22 protein-coding genes are annotated in these 23,174 nt (G+C 61.2%); 12 read left to right on the plus strand and 10 right to left on the minus strand.

Annotated elements, in window-relative coordinates; all coding sequences use genetic code 11:
- The first annotated feature begins 22 nt into the window (after positions 1-22).
- From B723_RS11870 to B723_RS11885, 4 genes are all read left to right on the plus strand, one after another.
- Complete coding sequence (locus tag B723_RS11870) at positions 23-718, plus strand: OmpA family protein (protein ID WP_017336801.1); 696 nt, start codon at positions 23-25, stop codon at positions 716-718.
- 91 nt (positions 719-809) lie between these two features.
- Entirely contained in the window at positions 810-1,520 is a 711-nt protein-coding gene (locus B723_RS11875; protein WP_017336802.1) for an OmpA family protein, read from the plus strand.
- 148 nt (positions 1,521-1,668) lie between these two features.
- Positions 1,669-1,947, plus strand: coding sequence for a DUF1145 domain-containing protein (locus tag B723_RS11880; RefSeq protein WP_017336803.1), 279 nt, complete (start codon positions 1,669-1,671; stop codon positions 1,945-1,947).
- Positions 1,940-2,698 (plus strand): collagen-like triple helix repeat-containing protein, encoded by a 759-nt coding sequence (locus B723_RS11885; protein ID WP_017336804.1) that lies wholly within the window; start codon positions 1,940-1,942, stop codon positions 2,696-2,698. The genes B723_RS11880 and B723_RS11885 overlap by 8 nt, the downstream gene beginning before the upstream one ends.
- 175 nt (positions 2,699-2,873) lie before the next feature.
- Here B723_RS11885 and B723_RS11890 read toward each other — a convergent pair whose 3' ends face one another.
- Positions 2,874-3,338: a CopD family protein gene (locus B723_RS11890; RefSeq protein WP_017336805.1), complete on the minus strand. Its 465-nt coding sequence runs from the start codon at positions 3,336-3,338 to the stop codon at positions 2,874-2,876.
- Between the two features lie 99 nt (positions 3,339-3,437).
- Between B723_RS11890 and dinG the strand changes: the two genes are divergently transcribed.
- The 5 genes from dinG (at position 3,438) to pdxH (ending at position 11,434) form a co-directional block, all read left to right on the plus strand.
- On the plus strand, positions 3,438-5,582 hold the full coding sequence (gene dinG, locus B723_RS11895; RefSeq protein WP_017336806.1) for an ATP-dependent DNA helicase DinG: 2,145 nt from the start codon (positions 3,438-3,440) through the stop codon (positions 5,580-5,582).
- A gap of 95 nt (positions 5,583-5,677) precedes the next feature.
- Complete coding sequence (locus B723_RS11900; protein WP_017336807.1) at positions 5,678-8,188, plus strand: beta-galactosidase; 2,511 nt, start codon at positions 5,678-5,680, stop codon at positions 8,186-8,188.
- Positions 8,189-8,410: 222 nt separating this feature from the next.
- Positions 8,411-9,556, plus strand: coding sequence for an EstA family serine hydrolase (locus B723_RS11905; RefSeq protein WP_017336808.1), 1,146 nt, complete (start codon positions 8,411-8,413; stop codon positions 9,554-9,556).
- A gap of 114 nt (positions 9,557-9,670) precedes the next feature.
- The gene (locus B723_RS11910; protein ID WP_017336809.1) at positions 9,671-10,762 is read left to right on the plus strand and encodes an OmpA family protein; all 1,092 of its coding nucleotides are present in this window, start codon (positions 9,671-9,673) and stop codon (positions 10,760-10,762) included.
- Between the two features lie 24 nt (positions 10,763-10,786).
- Positions 10,787-11,434, plus strand: coding sequence for a pyridoxamine 5'-phosphate oxidase (gene pdxH, locus B723_RS11915; protein ID WP_017336810.1), 648 nt, complete (start codon positions 10,787-10,789; stop codon positions 11,432-11,434).
- A 5-nt stretch (positions 11,435-11,439) separates the two neighbouring features.
- Here the strand turns inward: pdxH and B723_RS11920 are convergent, their stop codons facing one another.
- The gene (locus B723_RS11920; RefSeq protein ID WP_017336811.1) at positions 11,440-11,676 is read right to left on the minus strand and encodes a hypothetical protein; all 237 of its coding nucleotides are present in this window, start codon (positions 11,674-11,676) and stop codon (positions 11,440-11,442) included.
- A 168-nt stretch (positions 11,677-11,844) separates the two neighbouring features.
- Between B723_RS11920 and B723_RS11925 the strand changes: the two genes are divergently transcribed.
- Positions 11,845-12,309 carry a glycine zipper 2TM domain-containing protein gene (locus B723_RS11925; protein WP_017336812.1) on the plus strand — a complete coding sequence of 155 codons (465 nt, stop codon included), beginning with the start codon at positions 11,845-11,847 and terminating at the stop codon, positions 12,307-12,309.
- A 317-nt stretch (positions 12,310-12,626) separates the two neighbouring features.
- On the opposite strand, the gene nhaA is transcribed toward B723_RS11925, so the two are convergent.
- A complete protein-coding gene (gene nhaA / locus B723_RS11930) occupies positions 12,627-13,814 on the minus strand; it encodes a Na+/H+ antiporter NhaA (RefSeq protein WP_017336813.1) in 1,188 nt (395 codons plus the stop codon).
- A 238-nt stretch (positions 13,815-14,052) separates the two neighbouring features.
- On the opposite strand from nhaA, the gene B723_RS11935 reads away from it, so the two are divergent.
- The gene (locus B723_RS11935) at positions 14,053-15,147 is read left to right on the plus strand and encodes a PLP-dependent cysteine synthase family protein (RefSeq protein ID WP_017336814.1); all 1,095 of its coding nucleotides are present in this window, start codon (positions 14,053-14,055) and stop codon (positions 15,145-15,147) included.
- A gap of 93 nt (positions 15,148-15,240) precedes the next feature.
- Here the strand turns inward: B723_RS11935 and B723_RS11940 are convergent, their stop codons facing one another.
- The 3 genes from B723_RS11940 to B723_RS11950 all read right to left on the minus strand — a co-directional run bounded on the left by B723_RS11940 (position 15,241) and on the right by B723_RS11950 (position 18,262).
- Entirely contained in the window at positions 15,241-16,854 is a 1,614-nt protein-coding gene (locus B723_RS11940) for an NAD(P)/FAD-dependent oxidoreductase (protein WP_017336815.1), read from the minus strand.
- 95 nt (positions 16,855-16,949) lie between these two features.
- Positions 16,950-17,603 carry a COG3650 family protein gene (locus B723_RS11945; RefSeq protein ID WP_017336816.1) on the minus strand — a complete coding sequence of 218 codons (654 nt, stop codon included), beginning with the start codon at positions 17,601-17,603 and terminating at the stop codon, positions 16,950-16,952.
- Between the two features lie 59 nt (positions 17,604-17,662).
- Positions 17,663-18,262 (minus strand): short chain dehydrogenase, encoded by a 600-nt coding sequence (locus tag B723_RS11950; RefSeq protein ID WP_017336817.1) that lies wholly within the window; start codon positions 18,260-18,262, stop codon positions 17,663-17,665.
- A gap of 105 nt (positions 18,263-18,367) precedes the next feature.
- Here B723_RS11950 and B723_RS11955 point away from each other — a divergent pair, with 105 nt between their 5' ends.
- Positions 18,368-19,276: a LysR family transcriptional regulator gene (locus B723_RS11955; RefSeq protein ID WP_017336818.1), complete on the plus strand. Its 909-nt coding sequence runs from the start codon at positions 18,368-18,370 to the stop codon at positions 19,274-19,276.
- 98 nt (positions 19,277-19,374) lie between these two features.
- Here the strand turns inward: B723_RS11955 and B723_RS11960 are convergent, their stop codons facing one another.
- Genes B723_RS11960 through livH form a run of 4 tightly spaced genes read right to left on the minus strand, consistent with a single transcriptional unit; the run spans position 19,375 to position 23,017 of the window.
- Positions 19,375-20,076 carry an ABC transporter ATP-binding protein gene (locus tag B723_RS11960; RefSeq protein WP_017336819.1) on the minus strand — a complete coding sequence of 234 codons (702 nt, stop codon included), beginning with the start codon at positions 20,074-20,076 and terminating at the stop codon, positions 19,375-19,377.
- Complete coding sequence (gene livG, locus B723_RS11965; protein WP_017336820.1) at positions 20,077-20,844, minus strand: high-affinity branched-chain amino acid ABC transporter ATP-binding protein LivG; 768 nt, start codon at positions 20,842-20,844, stop codon at positions 20,077-20,079.
- Positions 20,841-22,097: a high-affinity branched-chain amino acid ABC transporter permease LivM gene (locus B723_RS11970; protein ID WP_017336821.1), complete on the minus strand. Its 1,257-nt coding sequence runs from the start codon at positions 22,095-22,097 to the stop codon at positions 20,841-20,843. The genes livG and B723_RS11970 overlap by 4 nt, the downstream gene beginning before the upstream one ends.
- Positions 22,094-23,017: a high-affinity branched-chain amino acid ABC transporter permease LivH gene (livH, locus tag B723_RS11975; protein WP_017336822.1), complete on the minus strand. Its 924-nt coding sequence runs from the start codon at positions 23,015-23,017 to the stop codon at positions 22,094-22,096. Before livH ends, B723_RS11970 begins: the two co-directional genes overlap by 4 nt.
- Positions 23,018-23,174 lie beyond the last annotated feature (157 nt).

Genomic DNA, 23,174 nt, shown 5'->3' on the forward strand with positions numbered 1-23,174 from the left:
CGATCCCTCAGGAGAAAACTAGATGAGCATAGTTCGGACAGCATTACCCTTGGTTCTGCTAACCAGTGTGTTGACTGGTTGCGCAGGTTTGCAGAAAACCGACTGGCCGACCTGTGCGGCAGTCGGCGGTGTAGTCGGTGCAGGTCTCGGCGCGACCGAGAGTTCGGCATGGGCGGGGTATGGCGCGCTGGCAATCGGCGGTATGGCCGCAGCCTATTGCTGGGTTCACGGTGATGGCGACGAAGACGGCGACGGCGTGCCGGACAGCCGCGACAAGTGTCCGGGTACGCCTAAAGGCGTGCAGGTCGATGCCGATGGCTGCCCACCACCAGTCCCTGCGCCAGTGGTTGAAGAGGTGGTTGTGGTCAAGGAAGAAACCATCGTCATCCGCGATGTTCACTTCCAGTTCGACAAAGCCACACTCACTCCTTCCGACAAGCTGGTACTCGACAAAGTCGCCACTCGCCTGAAACAGGAATCTACCACCGCACGCCTGACCGTCACTGGCCATACCGACAGCGTGGGCAGCGATGCCTACAACCAGAAACTGTCTGATCGTCGCGCGCACTCGGTGGTTGATTACCTCGTCAAGGATGGCGTGCCGCGCAGTAGCTTCGTGTCTGTGACCGGTGCCGGTGAAAGCCAGCCTGTTGCCGATAACAAAACCGCTGACGGCCGTGCGTTGAACCGTCGTACCGAAATCAAGATCGAGCGTTGAGTCCCTTCCGCTCCGCGGCTTGTGCAGTCGCGGATGCGGGTCTTTACTCCTGTGTGACCGGCATCTGCCGGTAACACAGGAGCTTTCAACCATGAGCCTTCTCCCCAGAACCCTCTTGCCGGTGCTGCTGCTTGGCGGCGTATTGACCGGTTGCGCGACTCACAGCGATGGCACTGCCCCCCTCAATCAACGTACCTGGCCTGTCTGCAGCGTTATCGGCGGTCTGGTCGGTGGAGGCCTGGGCGCTCTGGAGAGTAGCGGCTGGGCGGCGGGCGGAGCGGCACTGGGGATCTTGACCGGGGGCTTGATCTGTTATGCCCAGGACGGCGATGAAGACGACGATGGTGTATTCGATCGACGCGATCGCTGCCCTGATACCCCGGCCAATACCCCGGTTGAACATCATGGTTGTCCGTTGCCGCAATACCCGGCCAGCGTGAAACCTGTGCAAACCGAAGTCATCACTCTGAGCGATGCGGGCGACGTGCTGTTTGCCTTCAATAATTCCGACCTGACGCCCTCGATGCAAAGTCAGCTGGACGCGCTGATGCCCACACTGCAAAGCGCCGATGTGGTGAGCATTAAAGTGATCGGCCATACCGACAGCGTAGGTTCGGACACTTATAACCAGGCGCTTTCAGAACGACGCGCCAGCAGCGTGGCGGCTTACTTGTTGGGCATGGGCCTGGCGCCGAACAAACTCACCAGCGAAGGCCGGGGCGAAAGTCAGCCCGTGGCTGATAACGAAACAGACGAAGGCCGCGCGAAAAACCGTCGCGTGGAATTGCACATCAATCGCTGAGCCACGTGATAGAGCCGTCGGACAGCCATTTCGGTTGTTCCGATGGCCATTCGGCGGCCTTCATGAAGAATTTTCCGTTGCCCTCTGGCTTATCCCGCGTGGAAGCCGTTACTGTGCGCGCAAAGAATAATTCTCAACGGGGGCGCGTATGAAGGTGTTTTGGGGGCTGGGGAAGCTGTTGACCCTGCTGTTCTGGCTGGTGGTCCTGGTCAATCTGATGACGCCGTTTGTCAATCCGCTGCACCTGTTGGTCAATCTGGCCGGCGGTCTGTTGGCGTTCCTGCATCTTCTCGAGGCGGTGTTCTGTTTCCGCAGCCTCAGAGGTCGTGCCCACCCTTGGCGCGATCGCTTGAAGATTGTCTTTTTCGGTGTTTTCCACCTGCAAACCCTTCCGGCTCCCGCCGTCTCTAAGGCATCCCATGCGTAAACTCTGTCTGCTCGCCGCTTTCATCAGCCCGCTCGCCTGCGCCCAAGTGATCAGCGTCGAAACCAACTCGCTGATGCGCCTGCCCAACACTGTCAGCACCATGCAGCTGGAACGCCTGGAAGTGGCCGATTACGGCACGCTGCTGATTCCCTCGAACGTGACCGAAGTCACCGTGGGCGAATTGCACCTGGGGCGTGAAGCGCGGATCGCCATCGTGCCGAGCGAAAATGCCCTGGAGTTGAAGATCAACCGTGCCGAACTCTCCGAAGGCAGCCAGATCACCGCTCGCGGCGCGCCGGGCACTTACCTCAAGGCAGCCCGCTCGGGGCGCAATCTGAACGTGCAGATCAAGGCACTGAACGCACCGCAGTTGTCGCTCGATGCACGCGGCGGCGCAGGGGCGCCGGGTTTTGTCGGTCTCGATGGCGCCAACGGTCAGGCGCCGGGGTGCACTTGGGGCCAGGCTGGCCGCGGAGCGGATGGCAGTAATGGCAGCGATGGTCAGCCAGGTGCGCCGGGCGCGCTGGTCAGGCTGGAAGTGCCGCGGGACTATCCGGCGGAGCAGATCAAGGTTCAAGTGGCGGGCGGCGCGGGTGGTCTGGCCGGTCCTGGCGGCAAGCCGGGGGCGGGCGGCAAGGCCAAGGGATGCCTGGTGTACAAGGCCGATGGCGGCAAGAGCGGCAAACCTGGCGTGGACGGCCAGCCGGGGCCTGCGGGTGCGGCGGGCTCGGTAACTGTTCAGCGGTTGTAAGAACCACCGAGAACCCTTGTGGCGAGGGAGCTTTGTGGCGAGGGGATTTATCCCCGTTGGGCTGCGAAGCGGCCCCAATCCGGACTCCGCGTTGCCTGGTTTTACGACTGCTTCGCAGCCGAACGGGGATAAATCCCCTCGCCACGGAGTCCCTTACCACAAAGTTGGCGAAGCCTTAGAACATCGGCCGCGCCGCGGCAATGGCTACCAACACCAACCCAACGATCAGATTGATCCCCACCAGCTTGCGAATCCGCCCCAGCACCGCAGCTCCCGTCGGCCAGTCCTGCGCCGCCACCGCCGTGCGCAACTCGGGCAACAGCAACGCCTGAATCCGGATAAACAGCGCCGTCATCACCACGTACAAGCCCATCATCACCTGCACATAACGTGGCGCGGCCTCAAAACCGGCGTATTGCAGATGGATCATGCCCACCCCGCTGATCGGCAACAGCACCACCGCCACCCAGACCCAGCGGAAAAAACCTTGAAACACTTCCACCCACAGTTTCAAGCGGGCAGGGCCTTCCAGCGCCTTCATCGCCGCAGGACGCAAGACCATCCACGCGAAAAACATGCCGCCGACCCACACCAGGGCGGACAGGAGATGCAGGGTGTAAACGATGCCAAAAGGTGTCATTGAGGTACTCCGTTCTGCGCGGGATTAATTAGCGGGGTATGATAGCCGCCGAACCGAACCACTGAAAATTTATCCAGCGTTTTTTGCGCCCGACAATCCATGATCAGCACCGAACTCAAAACCACGATCCAGGGCGCCTACTCGCGTTTTCTCGAAGCCAAGAGCCTCAAGCCGCGCTACGGCCAACGCCTGATGATCGCCGAAATTGCCAAAGTCCTCGGTGACATCGACACCGACGACGAAGGCCGGCGCAGTGGCGACCCCGCGATTGTCGCGGTGGAAGCCGGCACCGGTACCGGCAAGACCGTGGCCTACAGCCTGGCGGCGATCCCGACCGCGAAGGCTGCAGGCAAACGCCTGGTGATCGCCACGGCCACCGTGGCCCTGCAAGAACAGATCGTCTACAAGGATCTGCCCGACCTGATGCGCAACAGCGGGCTGAATTTCAGCTTCGCCCTGGCCAAGGGCCGTGGGCGCTACATGTGCCTGTCCAAGCTCGACATGTTGCTCCAGGAAGGTCACGCACAAACCGCCACGGCGCAGCTGTTCGAGGAAGAAGGCTTCAAGATCGAGGTCGATGAGGCCAGTCAGAAGCTGTTCACCAGCATGATCGAGAAACTCGCCGGCAATAAATGGGACGGCGACCGCGACAGTTGGTCCACCGCTCTGGAAGACGCCGACTGGGCGCGCCTGACCACCGACCACAGCCAGTGCACCAACCGTCATTGCCCGAACTTCGGCCAGTGCGCCTTCTACAAGGCCCGCGAAGGCATGGGCAAGGTCGATGTCATCGTCACCAACCACGACATGGTCCTGGCCGATCTGGCATTGGGCGGCGGTGCGGTTCTGCCGGACCCGCGCGACACCATCTACGTGTTCGACGAAGGTCACCACCTGCCGGACAAGGCCATCGGCCACTTCGCTCACTACACGCGTCTGCGTTCCACCGCCGACTGGCTGGAAACCACCGCCAAGAACCTCACCAAATTGCTTGCCCAGCACCCGCTGCCGGGCGATCTGGGCAAGCTGATCGAGCAGGTGCCGGAACTGGCCCGTGAGATCAAGACCCAGCAACAGTTCATGTTTTCTGCCTGCGAACAGGTCGCCGATTTCAAACCCGGCGAAGACGTCGAAGGTCGTGAACGGCCGCGTCACCGCTTCGTCGGTGGGGTGATTCCCGAGCACATGCGCGAAATGGGCGTTGAGCTGAAGAAAGGCTTCGCCCGTCTCACCGACCTGTTTACCCGGCTCACCGAATTGCTCAAGGAAGGCATGGACGGCGAGGTCAACATCGGCATCGCCAGCAACCAGGCCGAAGAATGGTATCCGCTGTTCGGCAGCCTGTTGTCGCGTTCTTCGGGCAACTGGGAATTGTGGGTCGCGTTCACCGCAGAAGACCCGGAAGACAACCCGCCCATGGCGCGCTGGCTGACCCTGGCCGAAAGCGGTTCGCTGTTCGACATTGAGGTCAACGCCAGCCCGATCCTCGCGGCGGAAATGCTCCGGCGCAACCTGTGGAACGTCGCTTATGGGGCCCTGGTGACCTCGGCAACGCTGACCGCGCTGGGCACTTTCGACCGTTTCCGCATGCGTGCCGGCCTGCCGAAAAAGGCCGTGACCGCCGTGGTCCCGAGCCCGTTCCATCACGCCGACGCGGGTGTGTTGCGGGTGCCCGACCTGAAAGCCGACCCGCGTGATGCGCCGGCGCACACCGCCGCCATCATCCGAGACCTACCGCAACTGGTCGAAGGTTCGCGCGGCACGCTGGTGCTGTTCTCCTCGCGCAAGCAGATGCAGGACGTGTTCGACGGCCTCGACCGCGACTGGCGCAAGCAAGTGTTCATTCAAGGCAACCTGTCGAAACAGGAAACCCTGAACAAGCACAAGGCGCGGGTCGATGGTGGCGATTCCAGCGTGCTGTTCGGCCTGGCGAGTTTCGCTGAAGGGGTCGACTTGCCTGGTGCTTACTGCGAACACGTGGTGATCGCGAAGATTCCGTTCTCGGTGCCGGATGATCCGGTCGAAGCGGCACTGGCCGAATGGATCGAAGCACGGGGCGGCAATCCGTTCATGGAGATCTCCGTCCCGGACGCCTCGCTGAAACTGGTCCAGGCCTGCGGTCGCTTGCTGCGGACCGAAGAAGACCGCGGCACCATCACGTTGCTCGACCGACGCCTGGTCACCCAGCGTTACGGCAAAGCGATCCTCAATGCGTTGCCGCCATTCCGTCGAGAAATTTCCTGATACAGCGGTGGGCAAATCTGCCTGCCGCGTTGTCTATCTCTCTGCCACCGCTTTTCCATTGGCCCATTGAGGTCGTTAGGGAGAATTTCGTTCTCATGATTCGCCGTTCCTTGCCCGCCGTATTTGCCCTGTTGTTCGCAACGCCCTTGTTGGCCGCTCCGGCAGGCCAGCAGACGCTGTTCAACTTTGTGCGCCCCGCCGACGTGGTCCAGGTGGCGACTCAGGACGCCAGCCTGCCGCAATCCAATGCCGAGCAAACAGCCGAAGGCGAAGTGCTGCGTCGGGTGACGTTCAACCCTGTGGCACAGCCAACCCTGCGTTTGACTCCGCAAACCGGTGCCTGGGACTGGTCGCAGTCGGCCATGATGAGCCTGCGGATACAGAGCGCGATGAATTGGGCCGTGACCCTCTATGTGAAAATCCAGAGCAACGATGGCAAGACGCTGATCAGTCGCGTCGACCTGCCGGCCGGTCCTGCGCAGACGCTGCTGGTGCCATTGGTCGCCACTTCACCGCTGAGCCTGGGCATGAAGGCCGGGCCGCCGATGCCGATGACCGTCGACGGTCAACGTATCCTGCTGGCCAGCAGCGCCGGCGAGCTGGAGCGCAGCCAGGTGGTGTCGGTGACCTTGTCGATGGATCAGCCGAAAGTCGCCCAAAGCATCCTGCTGGAACGCTTTGGCGTGCAGGACGGCGAGGCTGTGACTCAGGCCGTTTACGGCGGTCTGGTGGACGCTTTCGGGCAATCTACCCGGGCCAAATGGCCGGAGAAGGTCGGCAGCGACGAGCAACTCAAAAGCGCCGCCGCCAAGGAACAGCAACAAACCAAAAACTGGTTGGCCGAGCGCGAGAAGGCGTCGCTGGACAAATTCGGTGGCTGGATAAAAGGCCCGTCGTTCAAGGCCAGCGGCTTTTTCCGCACCGAGAAACGTGACGGTCGCTGGTACCTCGTGACGCCGGAAGGCCATCCGTTCTACTCGCTCGGGGTCAACACCGTTACCCCGGACGTCAACCAGACCTACATCGCCGGCCGCGAGTGGATGTTCGAGGCGTTGCCAAAACCCGACGAGCCGCTGGCCAGTCACTTTGGCGAAGGCGACAACCGTGGCGGCAATGGCGTCGATCAGGGCCGTGCCTATAACGCCGGTCGCTGGTACGACTTCTATGGCGCCAACCTGCAGCGTTTGTATGGCGCCCCTTGCGCACTGGGCAGCGACACCAAGGCCGGTGTCGCCGAAGCGGCCAAGGCCGACGCAGTTGAGGCGACGGTCGAAAAAGCCGCTGAGCAACCCGTCGTGCCTGCCACCGCCGAATCCGGTGTTGCCGAAGCCGCCAAGACTGGCGCAGAGGAAGCAAAGGTCGCGAAAGCGGTCGAGCAGAAACCCGCCGAGCCCTGCACCGCGGTGATTGATGAACAACGCTGGGCCAGCCACACCCTGGATCGCCTGCAAGCCTGGGGGTTCAACACCATCGGCAACTGGAGTGCCCCGGCACTGGCCAACGCTGATCGCCTGCCCTACACCTTGCCGCTGTCAATCGTCGGCGATTACGCCAGTATCAGCACGGGCACCGACTGGTGGGGCGGCATGCCCGATCCGTTCGACCCGCGTTTCGCCATGGCCACCGAGCGTGCCGTGGCCATCGCCGCCCGCGATCATCGCGATGATCCGTGGCTGATCGGTTACTTTGCCGACAACGAACTGGCCTGGGCCGGTCCCGGCGACGACCCGAAAGCCCGCTATGCGCTGGCCTACGGCACTTTGAAAATGACCACCGACGTGCCGGCCAAGCGCGCGTTCCTCAAGCAATTGCGCGACAAATACCGCAATCAGGCAGGCCTTTCCAAAGCCTGGGGCATCGACTTGCCGGCGTGGGAATTGATGGAAGATCCGGGCTTCGTACCGCCGCTGCCAAGCGCCGAGCATCCGGAAATCGAAGCCGACTTCAAATACTTCCAGAAGGTCTTTGCCGACACGTACTTCAAAACCATTTCCGACTCGCTCAAGTGGCACGCGCCGAACCAGCTGTTGCTGGGCGGTCGCTTTGCCATTAGCACGCCGGAAGCCGTGGAATCCTGCGCGCAGTATTGCGACGTGCTGAGCTTCAACATGTACACCCTGCAACCGCAGGACGGTTACGACTTCGCGACATTGCGCAGCCTGGATAAGCCGGTGCTGATTACCGAGTTCAACTTCGGCTCCGCCGATCGTGGCCCGTTCTGGGGTGGCGTGACGCAACTGGCCAAGGAAGAAGACCGTGGCCCGGCTTACGCCAACTTCCTGAAACAGGCGCTCGGTGAACCGTCGATTGTTGGCGTGCACTGGTTCCAGTACCTCGATCAACCGGTGACCGGCCGTCTGCTGGACGGTGAAAACGGCCACTTCGGTTTGGTGGGCGTTACCGATCTGCCGTTCCAGGGCTTTGTCGACAGTGTGCGCAAGAGCAACCTGGCGGCCGTTGATCAGCTGGGCAAAGAGGCCGAGAAGGCCAGGGCTGAGGCGGATAAAGCCAGTCACGATGCCGTGGGTGGGCGAAAAGCCGAAGCCGGCAAGGGCCCGGGGCAGGGCGCCGGGCAGGCGGGCGGGCATTCAGGCAAAGGCCATTAATCGCTGAGATCCCTGTGGCGAGGGAGCTTGCTCCCGCTGGACTGCGCAGCAGGCCTTTTTTGGGGCAGCTGCGCAGCCTAGCGGGAGCAAGCTCCCTTGCCACAAAGGGTTCTGATCATTTCCATGGGCAAACCGACCGCCCAGCCCGCCCCTGTTCCCAAAACCGCCAATGGCTGGAACAATGCGGGCCACTTTGTAGAGCTTTGTCCGAGGGAGTAGCGGGTGCAGATTCAGGGTCATTACGAACTCAGGTTCGAAGCGGTGCGTGAGGCGTTCGCCGCGTTGTTCGACGATCCCCAGGAACGTGGCGCAGCGCTGTGCATCCAGGTCGGTGGCGATACCGTTGTCGATCTCTGGTCCGGCACCGCCGACAAGGATGGCCATGAGGCCTGGCACAGCGACACCATCGCCAACCTGTTCTCCTGCACCAAGACCTTCACCGCCGTCACAGCCCTGCAACTGGTGGCCGAAGGCAAGCTGCAACTGGACGCCCCGGTTGCCCGCTACTGGCCCGAATTCGCCGCCGCCGGCAAGGAATCCGTCACCCTGCGTCAATTGCTCTGCCATCAGGCCGGTCTGCCGGCGCTGCGTGAATTGCTGGCCCCCGAGGCGCTTTACGACTGGCAGGCCATGGTCGATGCCCTGGCGGCCGAATCGCCGTGGTGGACGCCGGGCACCGCGCACGGTTATGCCGCGATCACCTATGGCTGGCTGGTCGGCGAGTTGCTGCGGCGGGCTGACGGTCGTGGGCCTGGCGAGTCGATTGTTGCCCGCGTCGCCAAACCGCTGGGGCTGGATTTCCATGTCGGTCTGGCGGATGAAGAATTCCAGCGCGTGGCGCACATCGCCCGCGGCAAGGGCAACGTCGGTGATGCCGCGGCCCAGCGCTTGCTGCAAGTGACGATGCGCGAACCGACGGCCATGACCACGCGGGCCTTCACCAACCCACCGTCGGTCCTGACCAGCACCAACAAACCCGAGTGGCGGCGCATGCAGCAACCGGCGGCCAATGGCCACGGCAATGCCCGCAGCCTGGCCGGGTTCTACGCCGGCCTGCTCGACGGCAGCCTGCTGGAAAGCGAAATGCTCGACGAGCTGACCCGCGAACACAGCCTCGGCGAAGACAAGACTTTACTGACCCGGACCCGTTTCGGCCTGGGTTGCATGCTCGATCAACCGGACGTCCCCAACGCCACTTACGGCCTCGGCCCACGTGCGTTCGGCCATCCGGGGGCGGGCGGTTCCATCGGTTTTGCTGACCCGGAGCACGATGTTGCCTTCGGTTTTGTGACAAATACACTGGGGCCTTACGTCTTGATGGATCCGCGCGCGCAAAACCTTGCGCGGGTACTGGCCACTTGTCTGTAAAACGCGCTCACGGGTTCCAGGGCCGGAACCTGAAGGCCTTTATGTTTTCCAAGCGTCTGTTTATCCGGGTCAAGCCGGCCTGATTTTTTATGACTTCATTTTTGTGGATATCCAATGTCATTCAATAAAACCACCCTCGCTTTGGCCCTGTGTGTCGCTGTTACCGGTTGTGCGCAGACTCCACAAAATGATTCGGATGGCAGCAGCTGGTGGCCGTTCGGTTCCTCCGACAAAGTTGCGGCAAAAGAGCCGGCGCCGGCGCCAGCACCTGTGAAACCAGTCGCTGCGGCTCCGGTGGCCAAGGCTGAAAGCTCCAGTCCCTGGTACTGGCCGTTTGGCTCTGAGGAAGTTCTGGACAAGAAGCCAGAGGTGAAACCTGAAGCCAAACCGGTCGAAGTGGCCAAGGCTGAGGCGCAAGCAGGTGGCAAATGGTGGTGGCCGTTCGGCGGCAAGGATCAGAGCACCGCTAAAGCTGTACCGATGCCGGATCCGAAAGTCACCCAGGCCTGGCTCGACGACTACGAACCGCGCCTGCGCGAGGCGATCAAGGACAGCAACCTGCAACTCGAGCGCCGTGAAAACGTGCTGGTGGTGACCGCGCCGGTAGAAGGCTCGTTCAACCCCGACCGCCCGGCCATGTTGCTGCCGGTCACCTTGGGGCCGTTCACTCGCGTGGCGAAAATCCTCGAAGTCGATCCGAAGACTGCCGTGCTGGTACTCGGTCACAGCGATACCTCGGGCGCCGCACCGGCCAACGTAAAACTGAGTCAGGAGCGGGCACAAGCGGTGGCGGCAATCTTCCGTCTCAGCGGCTTGCAGCGTGATCGTCTGATGTTGCGCGGCATGGGCGGCGAAGCCCCGCGTGCAGCGAACGACAGCACTGAAGGCCGTGCCTTGAACCGTCGCGTTGAACTGTTGGTGACCCCGCAAAACACCATGGTCGCGCTGCTGAGCAAATACAACATGCCAGCCCCGGCGCCGGTCAAACTGGTCGCAGCCCAGGACGTGAAGCCAGTGGTCAAGCCGGTCACTCCCGCACCTGCCGCGAAGAAAGCCGCTGTGCCTGCCGCGAAAAAAGCGCCGGCCAAGAAAGCTGCCGCCAAGAAGGCTCCAGCCAAAACAGCGACGCCGGCTAAAAAGACCGCGCCGGCCAAAGCCGCAGCAACTGACAAGAAAGTCGCTGCCGCCGATGCTGTGAAAAAGTGATTCGTTAACCAAAAGGAATGCGCCATGACCCAGGGCCTGGCTGATATGCGTCGCGACTACACCCGAGATGGCCTGACCGAGGCACAAGCCCCGAGCGAGCCGTTCGCGCTGTTTCACCACTGGTTCGCCGACGCGGTGAAAACCGAGCAGGCGCCGGTGGAAGCCAACGCCATGACCCTGGCCACCGTCGACCCGGACGGTCGGCCGCATTGCCGCATTCTGCTGCTCAAGGGCCTTGATGAACACGGCTTCACGTTCTTCACCAACTACGACAGCGCCAAGGGCCAGCACCTGGCCGCGAATCCGTTCGCAGCCATGACTTTTTTCTGGCCGGCCCTGGAGCGTCAGGTGCGCATCGAAGGTCGGGTGGTGAAAGTCACGCCTGAAGAGTCCGACGCCTATTTTCAGGTCCGGCCGTTGGGTAGCCGGCTTGGCGCCTGGGCTTCACCGCAAAGCCGCGTGATCGCCGATCGCGCCGAACTGGAAGCGCTGCTCAAGAACACCGAGCAACGTTTCAGCGATACACAGCCCCATTGCCCCGAGCACTGGGGCGGTTATCGCCTGCTGCCTGAGCGCATCGAATTCTGGCAGGGCCGTTCGAGCCGCCTGCACGATCGCCTCAACTACCGCCTACAGGGCGCCGACTGGATTCTTGAACGTCTGGCACCCTGAGCAGTCTACCGACCGGGATAGCCTGCTGCCGCGGCCTCCAGCCACTGCGGCAGGTCCCGACGCTTGATTTTCTGCGCTTGAGCGTTCGCCAGTTGCTGGAGCATGAAGACTTTCTTATGCTCGTCGTCACCAGCCAAGGCTAACGCGAGGTCGCGGTCCATCCAGCGTTTGATCCGTACGTACAACCACCCATGGAAGTACAGACCGGCGACAGTGGTGACGACAATGATGAAGTAATCCATGACAATTCCTGGTTCAGCGGCGCAGATACCATCATTTGCCGCTACTGTGTGCTGAGTTCGTGGAGGCGCCTGTACCTGGCCTGAATCAAACCAATTTTATCCGGGCGACGTCGTGACAGGCGTCAAGCAGCGGAGTTTAATGGCTACCTGTCCTTTGGAGTTGATGCTATGCGTAAGTCTGTTCTGCTGGTTGCTTCCTTTTCCACCATGGCGATGTTGCTCACTGGTTGCCAATCGAGCCTGACCGGTGACTCCTATTCCCGTGACGAAGCGCGTCGTGTGCAGACCGTTCGCATGGGCACCATCGAATCCTTGCGTCCGGTGAAAATCGAAGGCACCAAGACCCCGATCGGCGGCCTGGCCGGTGCGGCGGTTGGTGGTGTCGGCGGCAGCGCCATTGGCGGCGGTCGCGGCAGTATCGTTGCAGCGGTCATCGGCGCCGTTGCCGGCGGCTTGATCGGCTCGGCCACTGAAGAAGGCCTGACCCGCGCCCAGGGCGTGGAAATCACCGTTCGCGAAGACGACGGCAGCATGCGCGCCTATGTTCAGCAGGTTCAGGAGAATGAAGTGTTCCGTGTGGGTGAGCGGGTACGGATTGCTACTGTTGATGGGACTAGCCGCGTTTCGCACTAAGCGGAGTGGTTACAAAGAAAACCCCGATCAGGTGACTGGTCGGGGTTTTTATTTGGTTTTTCATGGCATCCCGGAGCAATACAGAAACGCCGATTTTGATTGGGGGCATATCCGTTTCTGCGGTTGCGGCTGCTGGCGGTTCCGCTTTTACAGCGGGTCACTTGGAGACGCGCCGATGGAGGCACTCACAAGTTGACGGACAGGCTCAGGGCGTGAGGGGGGCGACTACCGCCACAGCCCACCGAGGCGGCCTACCGGCCTGGCTGATCGTGGCGGTAGGACGCGTCTCGAATGACGCCAGGAGTCGTCTCTGTCGATCAGGCTGGCAGCGCGGCGTTCTTGCGACTCGACGCCGCCGTCACCGCGTAACCGATCAGTGCCGCCAGTATCGAACCGGTCAAGATCCCCATTCGGTCCATGCCGGCGTAGTCACTGACGCCCGGTTCAAACGCCAGAGAGCCGACAAAAAGACTCATGGTGAAGCCGATCCCGCAGAGGATCGCCACCCCCAGCACCTGACCCCAGTTGGCGCCTTGGGGCAGGGCGGCGATGCCGATTTTCACTGCCAGCCAGGTCAGGCCGAACACGCCGAGGGTCTTGCCCAGCAGCAGGCCGACCGCAATGCCCATCGGCACGTGGTGGGTGAAGCTTTCGACGGTCACGCCGCTCAGGGACAGGCCGGCGTTGGCGAAGGCGAACAGCGGGAGGATGCCGTAGGCCACCCATGGGTGCAGGGCATGTTCCAGGGTCAGCAGCGGTGAAGGTTCGGCGTTTTTCGTGCGCAGCGGGATGCAGAAGGCCAGGGTTACACCGGCCAGCGTTGCATGCACACCACTCTTGAGCACGCACACCCACAGGATCAAACCGATGATCATGTACGGCCCGAGCTTGACCACGCCGAACCGGTTCATCGCGATCAGCGCCACGATGCAGGCCGCCGCGAGCGCGAGTGACAGGGTCGACAGGGTGCCGGAATAGAAGATCGCGATGACAATGATGGCGCCGAGGTCGTCGATGATCGCCAGGGTCATCAGGAACAGCTTCAGTGACACCGGCACCCGTTTGCCCAGCAGGGCGAGGACACCGAGGGCGAAGGCGATGTCGGTGGCCATCGGGATGGCCCAGCCACCCAGCGCTGCGGGATTGTCGCGGTTCAGGAACCAGTAGAGCAGCGCCGGCACGACCATGCCGCCGATCGCGGCCGCGCCTGGCAGCACGATCTGCGAAGGTTTCGACAGCTGACCATCAAGGACTTCGCGTTTCACTTCCAGGCCGATCAGCAGGAAGAACAGTGCCATCAGCCCGTCGTTGATCCATAGCAACAATGGCTTGGCGATTTTAAGCGCGCCGATCTGGGCGACCACGGGGGTGTCCAGCAGACCGTTGTAGAGCCACGACAACGATGAGTTGTTAATGATCAGTGCCAAGGCTGCAGCGGCGATCAACAACAGACCGCTGGCAGCTTCCAACTGAAAGAAACGCGTGAAAGTGCTACGCAGAGGCAAGGTCGCTCTCCATCGAATTATCAAAAAGGTGGCACACCCTAACCCGTACCGTTGGTTGTTAAAACAAAAGTTATATTCTTTTTTGTTATATGCCGTTGCAGCCGAAAGATCGACACGGACCTGAGCCTAGCAGTTGTCGGACGTATTGAAGCTCAGCTGTATCTGTGCGGGATGTCGGATTTTTCCTAAGCTTCAGGGCTGAGCCTTGTGACAAGGCCGACTCAACGAGAAAACCACCATGAGCGACAGTCGACAGTGGGCCCGCGAAGCCATCCGCATCATCGAAGCCGACTTCCAGCGCAGCGCCGACACCCACCTCATCCCGTTAGCCCTGCCGGGTTTGCCGGGCATCGAGTTGTATTTCAAGGATGAGTCGAGCCATCCCACCGGCAGCCTGAAGCATCGGCTGGCGCGTTCGTTATTCCTCTATGCGCTGTGTAACGGCTGGCTCAAACCCGATGCGCCGGTGATCGAGGCGTCCAGCGGTTCGACGGCGATTTCCGAGGCGTACTTCGCCCGGTTGCTGGGCCTGCCGTTTATTGCGGTCATGCCGGCGACCACCTCAAAAGAGAAGATCGCGCAGATCGCTTTCTACGGCGGCAAGAGTCATCTGGTGGACGACCCGACGCAGATCTACGCTGAGTCCGAGCGCCTGGCGCGCGAGCACGACGGGCACTTCATCGATCAGTTCACCTACGCCGAACGCGCCACCGACTGGCGGGCAAACAACAACATTGCCGAATCGATCTTCCATCAGATGCGCTTCGAGCAGTACCCCGAGCCGAGCTGGCTGATTTCCAGCCCCGGCACCGGCGGCACCACCGCGACCCTCGGCCGTTACGTGCGCTATCGCCAGCATTGCACCCGCGTGCTATGCGCCGATGCCGAGCGTTCAGTGTTTTTCGATTACTACCTGACCGGCGATGCCAGCCTGCGCCTGGATCACGGTTCGCGGATAGAAGGCATCGGACGGCCACGGGTCGAGGCATCGTTCCTGCCGAAGGTGATCGATGCGATGGTCAAGGTACCGGACGATCTGTCACTGGCCGCCATGCATTACCTGGCGCAGCGCCTGGGGCGGCGTGTCGGCGGTTCGAGCGGGACCAACCTGATCGGCGCGTTGATGGCGGCCCAACAGATGGTAGCGGCGGGGGAGTCGGGGTCGATCGTGGCGATTCTGTGCGACGGCGGCGAGCGATATGAGACCAGTTACTACGATCAGGATTGGCTCAAGGCCCAAGGGTATGAGCTGAGTGGATTGATGGATATCGTGGCGGCGAGTGTCGAGCGGGGCGAGCCGCTGCCGGACACCGTGTTGCGCGCCAATATCTAAAAAAGCAAAAGATCGAAACCTCCGGCAGCTCCTACATAGAAATGCATGCTCATGCAGGAGCTGCCGAAGGCTGCGATCTTTTGATGTTAAGGCTTAAGCCTCCAGGCCAAGGATGTCGCGAGCCACTGCTTCGGCGATGCGGATCCCGTCCACACCTGCCGACAGAATCCCGCCCGCATAACCTGCACCTTCACCCGCCGGGAACAGGCCCTTCACGTTCAGACTCTGCATCGACTCGTTACGGGTAATGCGCAGCGGCGACGATGTACGCGTTTCGATTCCGGTCAACACCGCGTCATGCAGCGAGTAGCCACGAATCTGCTTCTCGAACGCCGGCAGGGCTTCGCGAATGGCTTCGATGGCGAAAGCCGGCAAGGCCAGCGCCAGATCACCCAGTGCAACACCTGGCTTGTAGGACGGTTCAACACTGCCCAGCTCGGTGGACGGTTTGCCCGCAATGAAATCGCCCACCAGTTGCGCCGGCGCTTCATAGTTGCTGCCACCCAGCACAAAGGCGTGGGATTCCAGGCGTTCCTGCAACTCGATACCGGCCAGCGGGCCGCCCGGATAATCGACTTCCGGAGTGATGCCGACGACGATCCCGGAGTTGGCGTTGCGTTCGTTACGCGAGTACTGGCTCATGCCGTTGGTCACGACGCGATTCGGCTCGGACGTCGCCGCGACCACGGTGCCGCCCGGGCACATGCAGAAGCTGTAGACCGAACGACCGTTCTTGGCGTGGTGCACCAGTTTGTAGTCGGCGGCCCCCAGCTTCGGGTGGCCGGCGTATTTGCCCAGGCGCGCGCGGTCGATCAGCGACTGCGGGTGTTCGATACGGAAACCCACCGAGAACGGCTTGGCTTCCATGAACACGCCACGACCGTGAAGCATGCGGAAGGTATCGCGGGCGCTGTGGCCGAGGGCCAGAATCACGTGTTTCGAATGGATCTGCTCGCCGCCGTTGAGCTCGACGCCCACCATTTGGCCGTCTTCGATCAACACGTCGGTGACGCGCTGCTGGAAGCGCACTTCGCCGCCCAGGGCGCGAATCTGCTCACGCATGTTTTCCACAACGCCGGTCAGACGGAACGTACCGATGTGCGGCTTGCTGACGTAGAGGATTTCTTCCGGCGCACCGGCTTTGACGAATTCATGCAGGACTTTGCGACCGATGAATTTCGGGTCCTTGATCTGGCTGTAAAGTTTACCGTCGGAGAATGTCCCCGCGCCGCCTTCACCAAACTGTACGTTGGACTCGGGGTTGAGCACGCTTTTACGCCACAGGCCCCAAGTGTCCTTGGTGCGCTGGCGAACTTCGGTACCGCGTTCGAGGATGATCGGCTTGAAGCCCATCTGCGCCAGCAGCAGCCCGGCGAAAATCCCGCACGGACCGAAACCGACCACGACCGGACGTTGCTCGAGATCGGCCGGCGCCTGGCCGACCACTTTGTAGCTGACATCCGGCGCCACGTTGACGTTTCGGTCATCGGCGAACTTGTGCAGCAACGCCGCCTCATCTTTCGCAGTGAGGTCGATGGTGTAGATGAAGCACAGTTCGGAGGACTTTTTGCGCGCATCGTAGCTGCGCTTGAACAAGGTGTAATCGAGCAGGTCATCACTGGCGATGCCCAGGCGCTGCACGATGGCAGGGCGCAGGTCTTCATCGGGATGGTCGATCGGCAGCTTGAGTTCGGTGATTCGTAACATGACAGGATCCGGTTCGCGGGGCGCACAACTGCGCCAAGGCGTTTGAAGCCCGCGATTATAAGCCTCAAAGAATGAATCCCGTGAGGCCTAAACGATCAGTCGTCGCGCGATCCGCCGAAATACCCGCAGCCACGTTGTACCTGGCCATCGATGCGCAATTCGGCGCTCATGTGCTGGACGCTGCCGGTGCTGCTGTCGACGCACCGTTGCGGCGCGACCCACAGTTCGATGTGCTGGTTGTTGGCTTCAGTGCTGAGGTTGAAGCGTCCATCACCCAGTTGTTCTTCAACATAAGGGACGGCCAATGGCGGTTGGCCCGCACGGTCGATGACCATGCCTTTGCCGCTGACTTTTACGTTCCACTCCGGACCGTGGCCGGCGGCACGCAGGATCAGCAATTTGAAATTCGGATCGTCGCACGCTGTGCCCGAGCGTTCGACGCGGTACAACTGCGCAAGATCCAGGCGGCTGCCCTCGACCCGGCCACGCACGTCGGCGAACAGTTTGCCCCGGTCATCGGCCAGGCTCGCGGCCTCCTGCAGGACGCTGGTGCCGCCGGTGTCGTTGACCACGAAACTGCGCTGCTCATTGCATGGCTGGAACAACAGCTTGCCGTCGGCTGCCGTCAGTTGACCCTGCATTCGGGTCTGGCCCACGTGGGAAGCACTTTCACGCGGGCCATCCAGCAACTGGCAGGCGGCGAACAGCGGAAGCAGGGCAACAAGGACTAAGGAACGGGCAACACGCATCTTTGGCTCTCCAGACAAGTGCCGCCACGTTACTCAGCCTGACCGTTCATCACAAGGGCTCAGCCCACATGAAAGGTCTGGCCCGTTTGCAGGCCTTCCACGCTTTTGGCGTAGGCCAGTGCCACATCGGCTGCGGGAACCGGTTTGTAGCCGCGGAAGTACGGTGCGTATTTGCCCATCGCTTCGAGCAGAACGTTAGGGCTTACCGAGTTCACCCGCAGACCGCGCGGCAGTTCAATCGCGGCGGCACGCACGAAGCTGTCGAGGGCGCCGTTGACCAGTGCAGCCGAGGCGCCGCTGCGAATCGGATCGTGGCTGAGCACGCCGGTGGTGAAGGTGAACGATGCACCGTCATTGGCGAACTCGCGGCCGATCAGCAGCAGGTTGACCTGGCCCATCAGCTTGTCTTTCAGACCCAGGGAGAAACTGTCTTCGGTCATTTCACCCAGCGGTGCAAAGGTCACGTTTCCCGCCGCGCAGACCAGCGCGTCGAACTTGCCGGTCTGTTCGAACAGTTTGCGAATCGAGGCGCTGTCGCTGATATCCACCTGCAGATCGCCGCTATTGCGACCGATGCGGATGATTTCGTGACGCTCGGACAATTCCTTGTCGATCGCCGAACCGATGGTGCCGCCTGCGCCAATCAAAAGAATCTTCATGCTGTTTATCCTCATGTGTGTTGAAAGTGGCTTCAGTCTAGAGTGGTTTTTTCTGCGGATAAGCGCGCTAATAGGCAACCTTTGGTTTTCAAATGGAAACAATCCATGAGCGAGATGGATGATCTGGCGGCGTTTGCGGTGTTGATCGAAGCGGGCAGTTTCACCCTGGCGGCGCGGCAACTGGGTTGCAGCAAAGGCCAGTTGTCCAAGCGCATCAGCCTGCTGGAGACGCGGTTTTCGGTGGTGCTGTTGCAACGCACCACCCGCCGCTTGAGTCTGACGGCGGCAGGGGCGGCGCTGTTGCCGCAGGCTCAGGCCTTGGTGGTGCAAGTGGAAAGGGCGCGCCAGGCATTGGCACGGTTGAAGGACGACATGGCCGGGCCGGTGCGGATGACGGTTCCGGTCTCGTTGGGGGAAACCTTCTTCGATGGCTTGTTGCTGGAGTTTTCCCACCAGTACCCCGAAGTGCAGATCGAACTCGACCTCGACAACAACTACCGTGATTTGTCCCGGGACGGTTTTGATCTGGCGGTGCGTTCCGATGTGGGCAATGACGAGCGTCTGGTGGCGCGGCCGCTGTTGGCCTGGCACGAACTGACCTGCGCCAGCCCGGCCTACCTTGAGCAGCACGGCGAACCGCTGACGCCGCAGGCACTCGCCGAACATCAGTGTTTACTCAACAGTCACTACAGCGGCCGTGAAGAATGGTTGTATCACCAGCAGCACGAGTTATTGCGCGTGCGGGTGTCGGGACCGTTCGCCAGCAACTACTACAGCCTGTTGAAGAAAGCCGCATTGGGTGGCGCGGGTATTGCGCGTCTGCCGTCCTACCTGCTGCAAAAGGAATTGGCTGACGGGCGTTTGCGCTGGCTCCTGCGTGACTATCAGACTCGTCGCATGCCAATGTACCTGGTGCATCCGTATCAGGGTGGGTTGCCCAAGCGCACGCAAGTGCTGGCGGATTATTTGATTGGGTGGTTCAAGCGCAGTGGGGAGGCACTGGACAGGCTTTAACGATAATGTCTGCCTCCCACAAGGGGCTTCATTGTTGGTGAGATTGTGCCAGGCATAAAAAAACGGCCCGCAGGCCGTTTTTTGTTTACCGCAAACGCTTAACCACCAAGGTACGCTTCGCGCACTTTCGGGTCGGTCAGCAGCGCTTCGCCGGTGCCTTGCATCACCACCCGGCCATTCTCCAGAACGTACGCGCGGTCAGCGATTTTCAGCGCCTGGTTAGCGTTCTGCTCCACCAGGAACACCGTCACGCCATCCTTGCGCAGTTGCTCGATGATGTCGAAGATCTGCTGGATGATGATCGGTGCCAGGCCCAACGATGGCTCGTCGAGCAGCAACAGCTTGGGCTTGCTCATCAGCGCACGGCCGATGGCGAGCATTTGCTGTTCGCCGCCGGACATGGTGCCGCCGCGCTGGGCAAAGCGTTCTTTCAGACGTGGGAAAAGTCCGAGAACCTTTTCCATCTGTTCCTGATAATCGCCCTTGTTGGTGAAGAATCCGCCCATGGACAGATTCTCTTCCACGGTCAGACGGGCAAACACCCGACGACCTTCCGGTACGACCGCAATGCTTTTACGCATGATCTGCGACGAGTCCTGGCCGACGAGCTCTTCGCCCATGTAGCGGATGCTGCCGCTGTGGGCTTGCGGCGAACCGCAGAGGGTCATCAGCAGGGTCGACTTGCCGGCGCCGTTGGCACCGATCAGCGTCACGATCTCGCCCTGACGGACTTCGACGTTGACGCTGTGCAGGGCCTGGATCTTGCCGTAGAAGGTGGAAACGTTTTCGAATTGCAGCATTTACGCTTCCCCCAGGTAGGCTTTGATCACTTCAGGATTGTCGCGGATCTGTTCCGGCGTGCCGTCGGCCAGAGGCGTGCCCTGGTTGATCACGACGATGTGGTCGGAAATGCTCATGACCAGTTTCATGTCGTGTTCGATCAGCAGCACGGTGACGTTGTGCTCTTCACGCAACATGCTGATCAGCGCCTTGAGGTCCTCGGTTTCCTTCGGGTTCAGGCCGGCGGCCGGTTCGTCGAGCATGAGGATCCGCGGACGGGTCATCATGCAACGGGCGATTTCCAGGCGGCGTTGCTGACCGTAGGCCAGGGTGCCGGCCGGGCGGTTGGCGAACGCCGTGAGGTTGACCTTGTCCAGCCAGAACTCGGCGAATTCCATCGCCTCGCGTTCGCTCTTGCGGAACCCCGGCGTCTTGAACAGACCGGACAGGAAGTTGGTGTTCAGGTGACGGTGCTGCGCGATCAAGAGGTTCTCGACCGCGGTCATGTCCTTGAACAACCGCACGTTCTGGAAGGTACGCACCACGCCTTTGAGGGCGATCTTGTGGCCGGGCAGGCCTTCGATCGGCTCGCCGTCCAGCAGGATGCTGCCGCCGCTCGGTTTGTAGAAACCGGTCAGGCAGTTGAACACGGTGGTCTTGCCGGCGCCGTTGGGGCCGATCAGCGCAACCACCTGTTTTTCCTTCACGGTCAGGGCTACGCCGTTGACCGCCAGCAAGCCGCCGAAGCGCATGCTCAGATTTTCGACTTTAAGGATCTCGCGGCTCATTTGCGCAGCTCCATGTGAGGACGTTGCATGGGCAGCAGGCCTTGAGGTCGCCAGATCATCATCAGCACCATCAAGGCGCCGAACATCAACATGCGGTACTCACTGAACTCACGCATCATTTCAGGCAGCAGGATCATCACCACGGCCGCGAGGATCACGCCCAGTTGCGAGCCCATGCCGCCCAACACGACGATGGCGAGGATGATCGCCGATTCGATGAAGGTGAAGGACTCCGGCGTCACCAGACCCTGACGGGCGGCGAAGAAGCTGCCGGCGAAACCGGCGAAGCTGGCGCCCAGGGTAAAGGCCGACAACTTGATGACCGTAGGATTGAGACCCAGTGCACGGCAGGCGATTTCGTCTTCACGCAACGCTTCCCATGCGCGACCGATCGGCATGCGCAGCAAACGATTGATGACGAACAGGGCGCCGAGGGCCAGCAACAGCGCAACCAGGTAGAGGAAAATCACCTTGTTGATCGAGTTGTATTCCAGGCCGAAGTACTCGTGGAACGTCTGCATGCCTTCGGCTGCTTTACGTTCGAAGGTCAGGCCGAAGAACGTTGGTTTCTCGATGTTGCTGATGCCGTTCGGGCCACCGGTGAGGCCGGTGAGGTTACGCAGGAACAGACGGATGATTTCACCGAATCCCAGGGTCACGATCGCCAGGTAGTCACCGCGCAGACGCAGGACCGGGAAGCCGAGCAGGAAGCCGAAGGTGGCCGCCATCAGGCCGGCGATCGGCAGGCAGATCCAGAAGCTCAAGCCGTAGTAATGCGACAGCAGTGCATAACTGTAGGCACCGACGGCGTAGAAACCGACGTAACCGAGGTCGAGCAGGCCGGCCAGACCGACCACGATGTTCAGGCCGAGGCCGAGCATCACGTAGATCAGCACCAGGGTGGCGATGTCCACCGCGCCGCGAGAGCCGAAGAACGGCCAGACCAGGGCACCGGCGATCAACGCAATGATGATCCAGCGCTGGGTGGTCGGCAGGGTCAGGAAGTTACTGGCCTTGGCCGGCATCAACGGCATGTTTGGCGAAGAGCGCCAGGCTGAGCTGATCTGTTGATCGAACAACACCCGCAGGAACATCAGCACCGAGCACACGGCGATGGTGATCAGCGTTGCAGTGCTGGTGCCGTGGACTTCCAGGTTGATACCGACGATGGTCAGTTTCAGACCGAGTACCGGGTAGGCAACCGCCCACACCAGCAAGGCGCTGAACAACGCCTGTTTAAGATTCCTAGTCATACTTTCTCAACCTCCGGACGGCCCAGCAGGCCGGTTGGCCGGAACAACAACACCAGAACCAATAGACCGAACGCCACGACGTCCTTGTACTGGTCGCCGAAGATATCGGCACCGAAGGCTTCCGCGACCCCAAGCACCAGCCCGCCGAGCATGGCGCCCGGGATGCTGCCGATACCGCCCAGTACCGCTGCGGTGAAGGCCTTGAGGCCGACGAGGAAACCGGCGTTCGGGTTGATCACGCCGTATTGCATGCTCAGCAGCACGGCGGCGATGGCGGCCAGTGCGGCACCGATGACAAAGGTCAGGGCGATGATGTTGTTGGTGTTGATACCCAGCAGGTTGGCCATCTTGATGTCTTCGGCGCAGGCGCGGCAGGCGCGACCCAGGCGAGAGCGGGAGATGAACAGCGTCAGGCCGACCATGGCGACCAGCGTCACCACGAACACCACGATTTGCATGTAGGAAATCAGCACTTCATGTGCGCCACCTGGCCCGATGGTGAAGTTGCCGGGGATCAGGTTGGGGATGGATTTGTCCTTGGAGTCTTGCGCCAGCAGAACCGTGTTCTGCAGGAAAATCGACATGCCGATGGCGGAAATCAGCGGGATCAGACGGTTGCTGCCGCGCAAGGGGCGGTAGGCGATCCGTTCGATGCTGTAACCGTAGGCACTGGTCACGACAATGGTCGCGAGGAAAGCGGCGGTCATCAACAGCGGAACACTGTCGAGTCCCATCATGGCCAGCCCGGCGATGGCGATGAACGCCACGTAGGAGCCGATCATGTACACCTCGCCGTGGGCGAAGTTGATCATTCCAATGATGCCGTAAACCATCGTATAGCCGATGGCGATCAGGGCATACGTGCTGCCAATGGTCAGACCATTAACCAGCTGTTGGAAGAAGTGATAGATGTCAGGCATTACAGCGCTCCTAAAAACCTGATACGCATTTCACTGGTGGAGTCATTTTCCCGCTCGAGCCCCGTGGATCTGCATCCACTTCGAACGCGAGGTTTGCCAGCGAACCGCTGATGACGGTTTTGAGATTTTCAGGTGGGGAGACTGGCGGATCACGCCA

Origin of the sequence: Pseudomonas fluorescens NCIMB 11764 (genome assembly GCF_000293885.2) — a bacterium.
Taxonomy (GTDB): domain Bacteria; phylum Pseudomonadota; class Gammaproteobacteria; order Pseudomonadales; family Pseudomonadaceae; genus Aquipseudomonas; species Aquipseudomonas fluorescens_B.

Excerpts from the sequence above, each read along its gene's own strand:
- B723_RS11870 (WP_017336801.1), top strand. The coding sequence starts at position 23 with ATGAGCATAGTTCGGACAGCATTACCCTTGGTTCTGCTAACCAGTGTG.
- B723_RS11875 (WP_017336802.1), top strand. The coding sequence starts at position 810 with ATGAGCCTTCTCCCCAGAACCCTCTTGCCGGTGCTGCTGCTTGGCGGC.
- B723_RS11880 (WP_017336803.1), top strand. The coding sequence starts at position 1,669 with ATGAAGGTGTTTTGGGGGCTGGGGAAGCTGTTGACCCTGCTGTTCTGG.
- B723_RS11885 (WP_017336804.1), top strand. The coding sequence starts at position 1,940 with ATGCGTAAACTCTGTCTGCTCGCCGCTTTCATCAGCCCGCTCGCCTGC.
- B723_RS11890 (WP_017336805.1), bottom strand. The coding sequence starts at position 3,338 with ATGACACCTTTTGGCATCGTTTACACCCTGCATCTCCTGTCCGCCCTG.
- dinG (WP_017336806.1), top strand. The coding sequence starts at position 3,438 with ATGATCAGCACCGAACTCAAAACCACGATCCAGGGCGCCTACTCGCGT.
- B723_RS11900 (WP_017336807.1), top strand. The coding sequence starts at position 5,678 with ATGATTCGCCGTTCCTTGCCCGCCGTATTTGCCCTGTTGTTCGCAACG.
- B723_RS11910 (WP_017336809.1), top strand. The coding sequence starts at position 9,671 with ATGTCATTCAATAAAACCACCCTCGCTTTGGCCCTGTGTGTCGCTGTT.
- pdxH (WP_017336810.1), top strand. The coding sequence starts at position 10,787 with ATGACCCAGGGCCTGGCTGATATGCGTCGCGACTACACCCGAGATGGC.
- B723_RS11920 (WP_017336811.1), bottom strand. The coding sequence starts at position 11,676 with ATGGATTACTTCATCATTGTCGTCACCACTGTCGCCGGTCTGTACTTC.
- B723_RS11925 (WP_017336812.1), top strand. The coding sequence starts at position 11,845 with ATGCGTAAGTCTGTTCTGCTGGTTGCTTCCTTTTCCACCATGGCGATG.
- B723_RS11935 (WP_017336814.1), top strand. The coding sequence starts at position 14,053 with ATGAGCGACAGTCGACAGTGGGCCCGCGAAGCCATCCGCATCATCGAA.
- B723_RS11940 (WP_017336815.1), bottom strand. The coding sequence starts at position 16,854 with ATGTTACGAATCACCGAACTCAAGCTGCCGATCGACCATCCCGATGAA.
- B723_RS11945 (WP_017336816.1), bottom strand. The coding sequence starts at position 17,603 with ATGCGTGTTGCCCGTTCCTTAGTCCTTGTTGCCCTGCTTCCGCTGTTC.
- B723_RS11950 (WP_017336817.1), bottom strand. The coding sequence starts at position 18,262 with ATGAAGATTCTTTTGATTGGCGCAGGCGGCACCATCGGTTCGGCGATC.
- B723_RS11955 (WP_017336818.1), top strand. The coding sequence starts at position 18,368 with ATGAGCGAGATGGATGATCTGGCGGCGTTTGCGGTGTTGATCGAAGCG.
- B723_RS11960 (WP_017336819.1), bottom strand. The coding sequence starts at position 20,076 with ATGCTGCAATTCGAAAACGTTTCCACCTTCTACGGCAAGATCCAGGCC.
- livG (WP_017336820.1), bottom strand. The coding sequence starts at position 20,844 with ATGAGCCGCGAGATCCTTAAAGTCGAAAATCTGAGCATGCGCTTCGGC.
- B723_RS11970 (WP_017336821.1), bottom strand. The coding sequence starts at position 22,097 with ATGACTAGGAATCTTAAACAGGCGTTGTTCAGCGCCTTGCTGGTGTGG.
- livH (WP_017336822.1), bottom strand. The coding sequence starts at position 23,017 with ATGCCTGACATCTATCACTTCTTCCAACAGCTGGTTAATGGTCTGACC.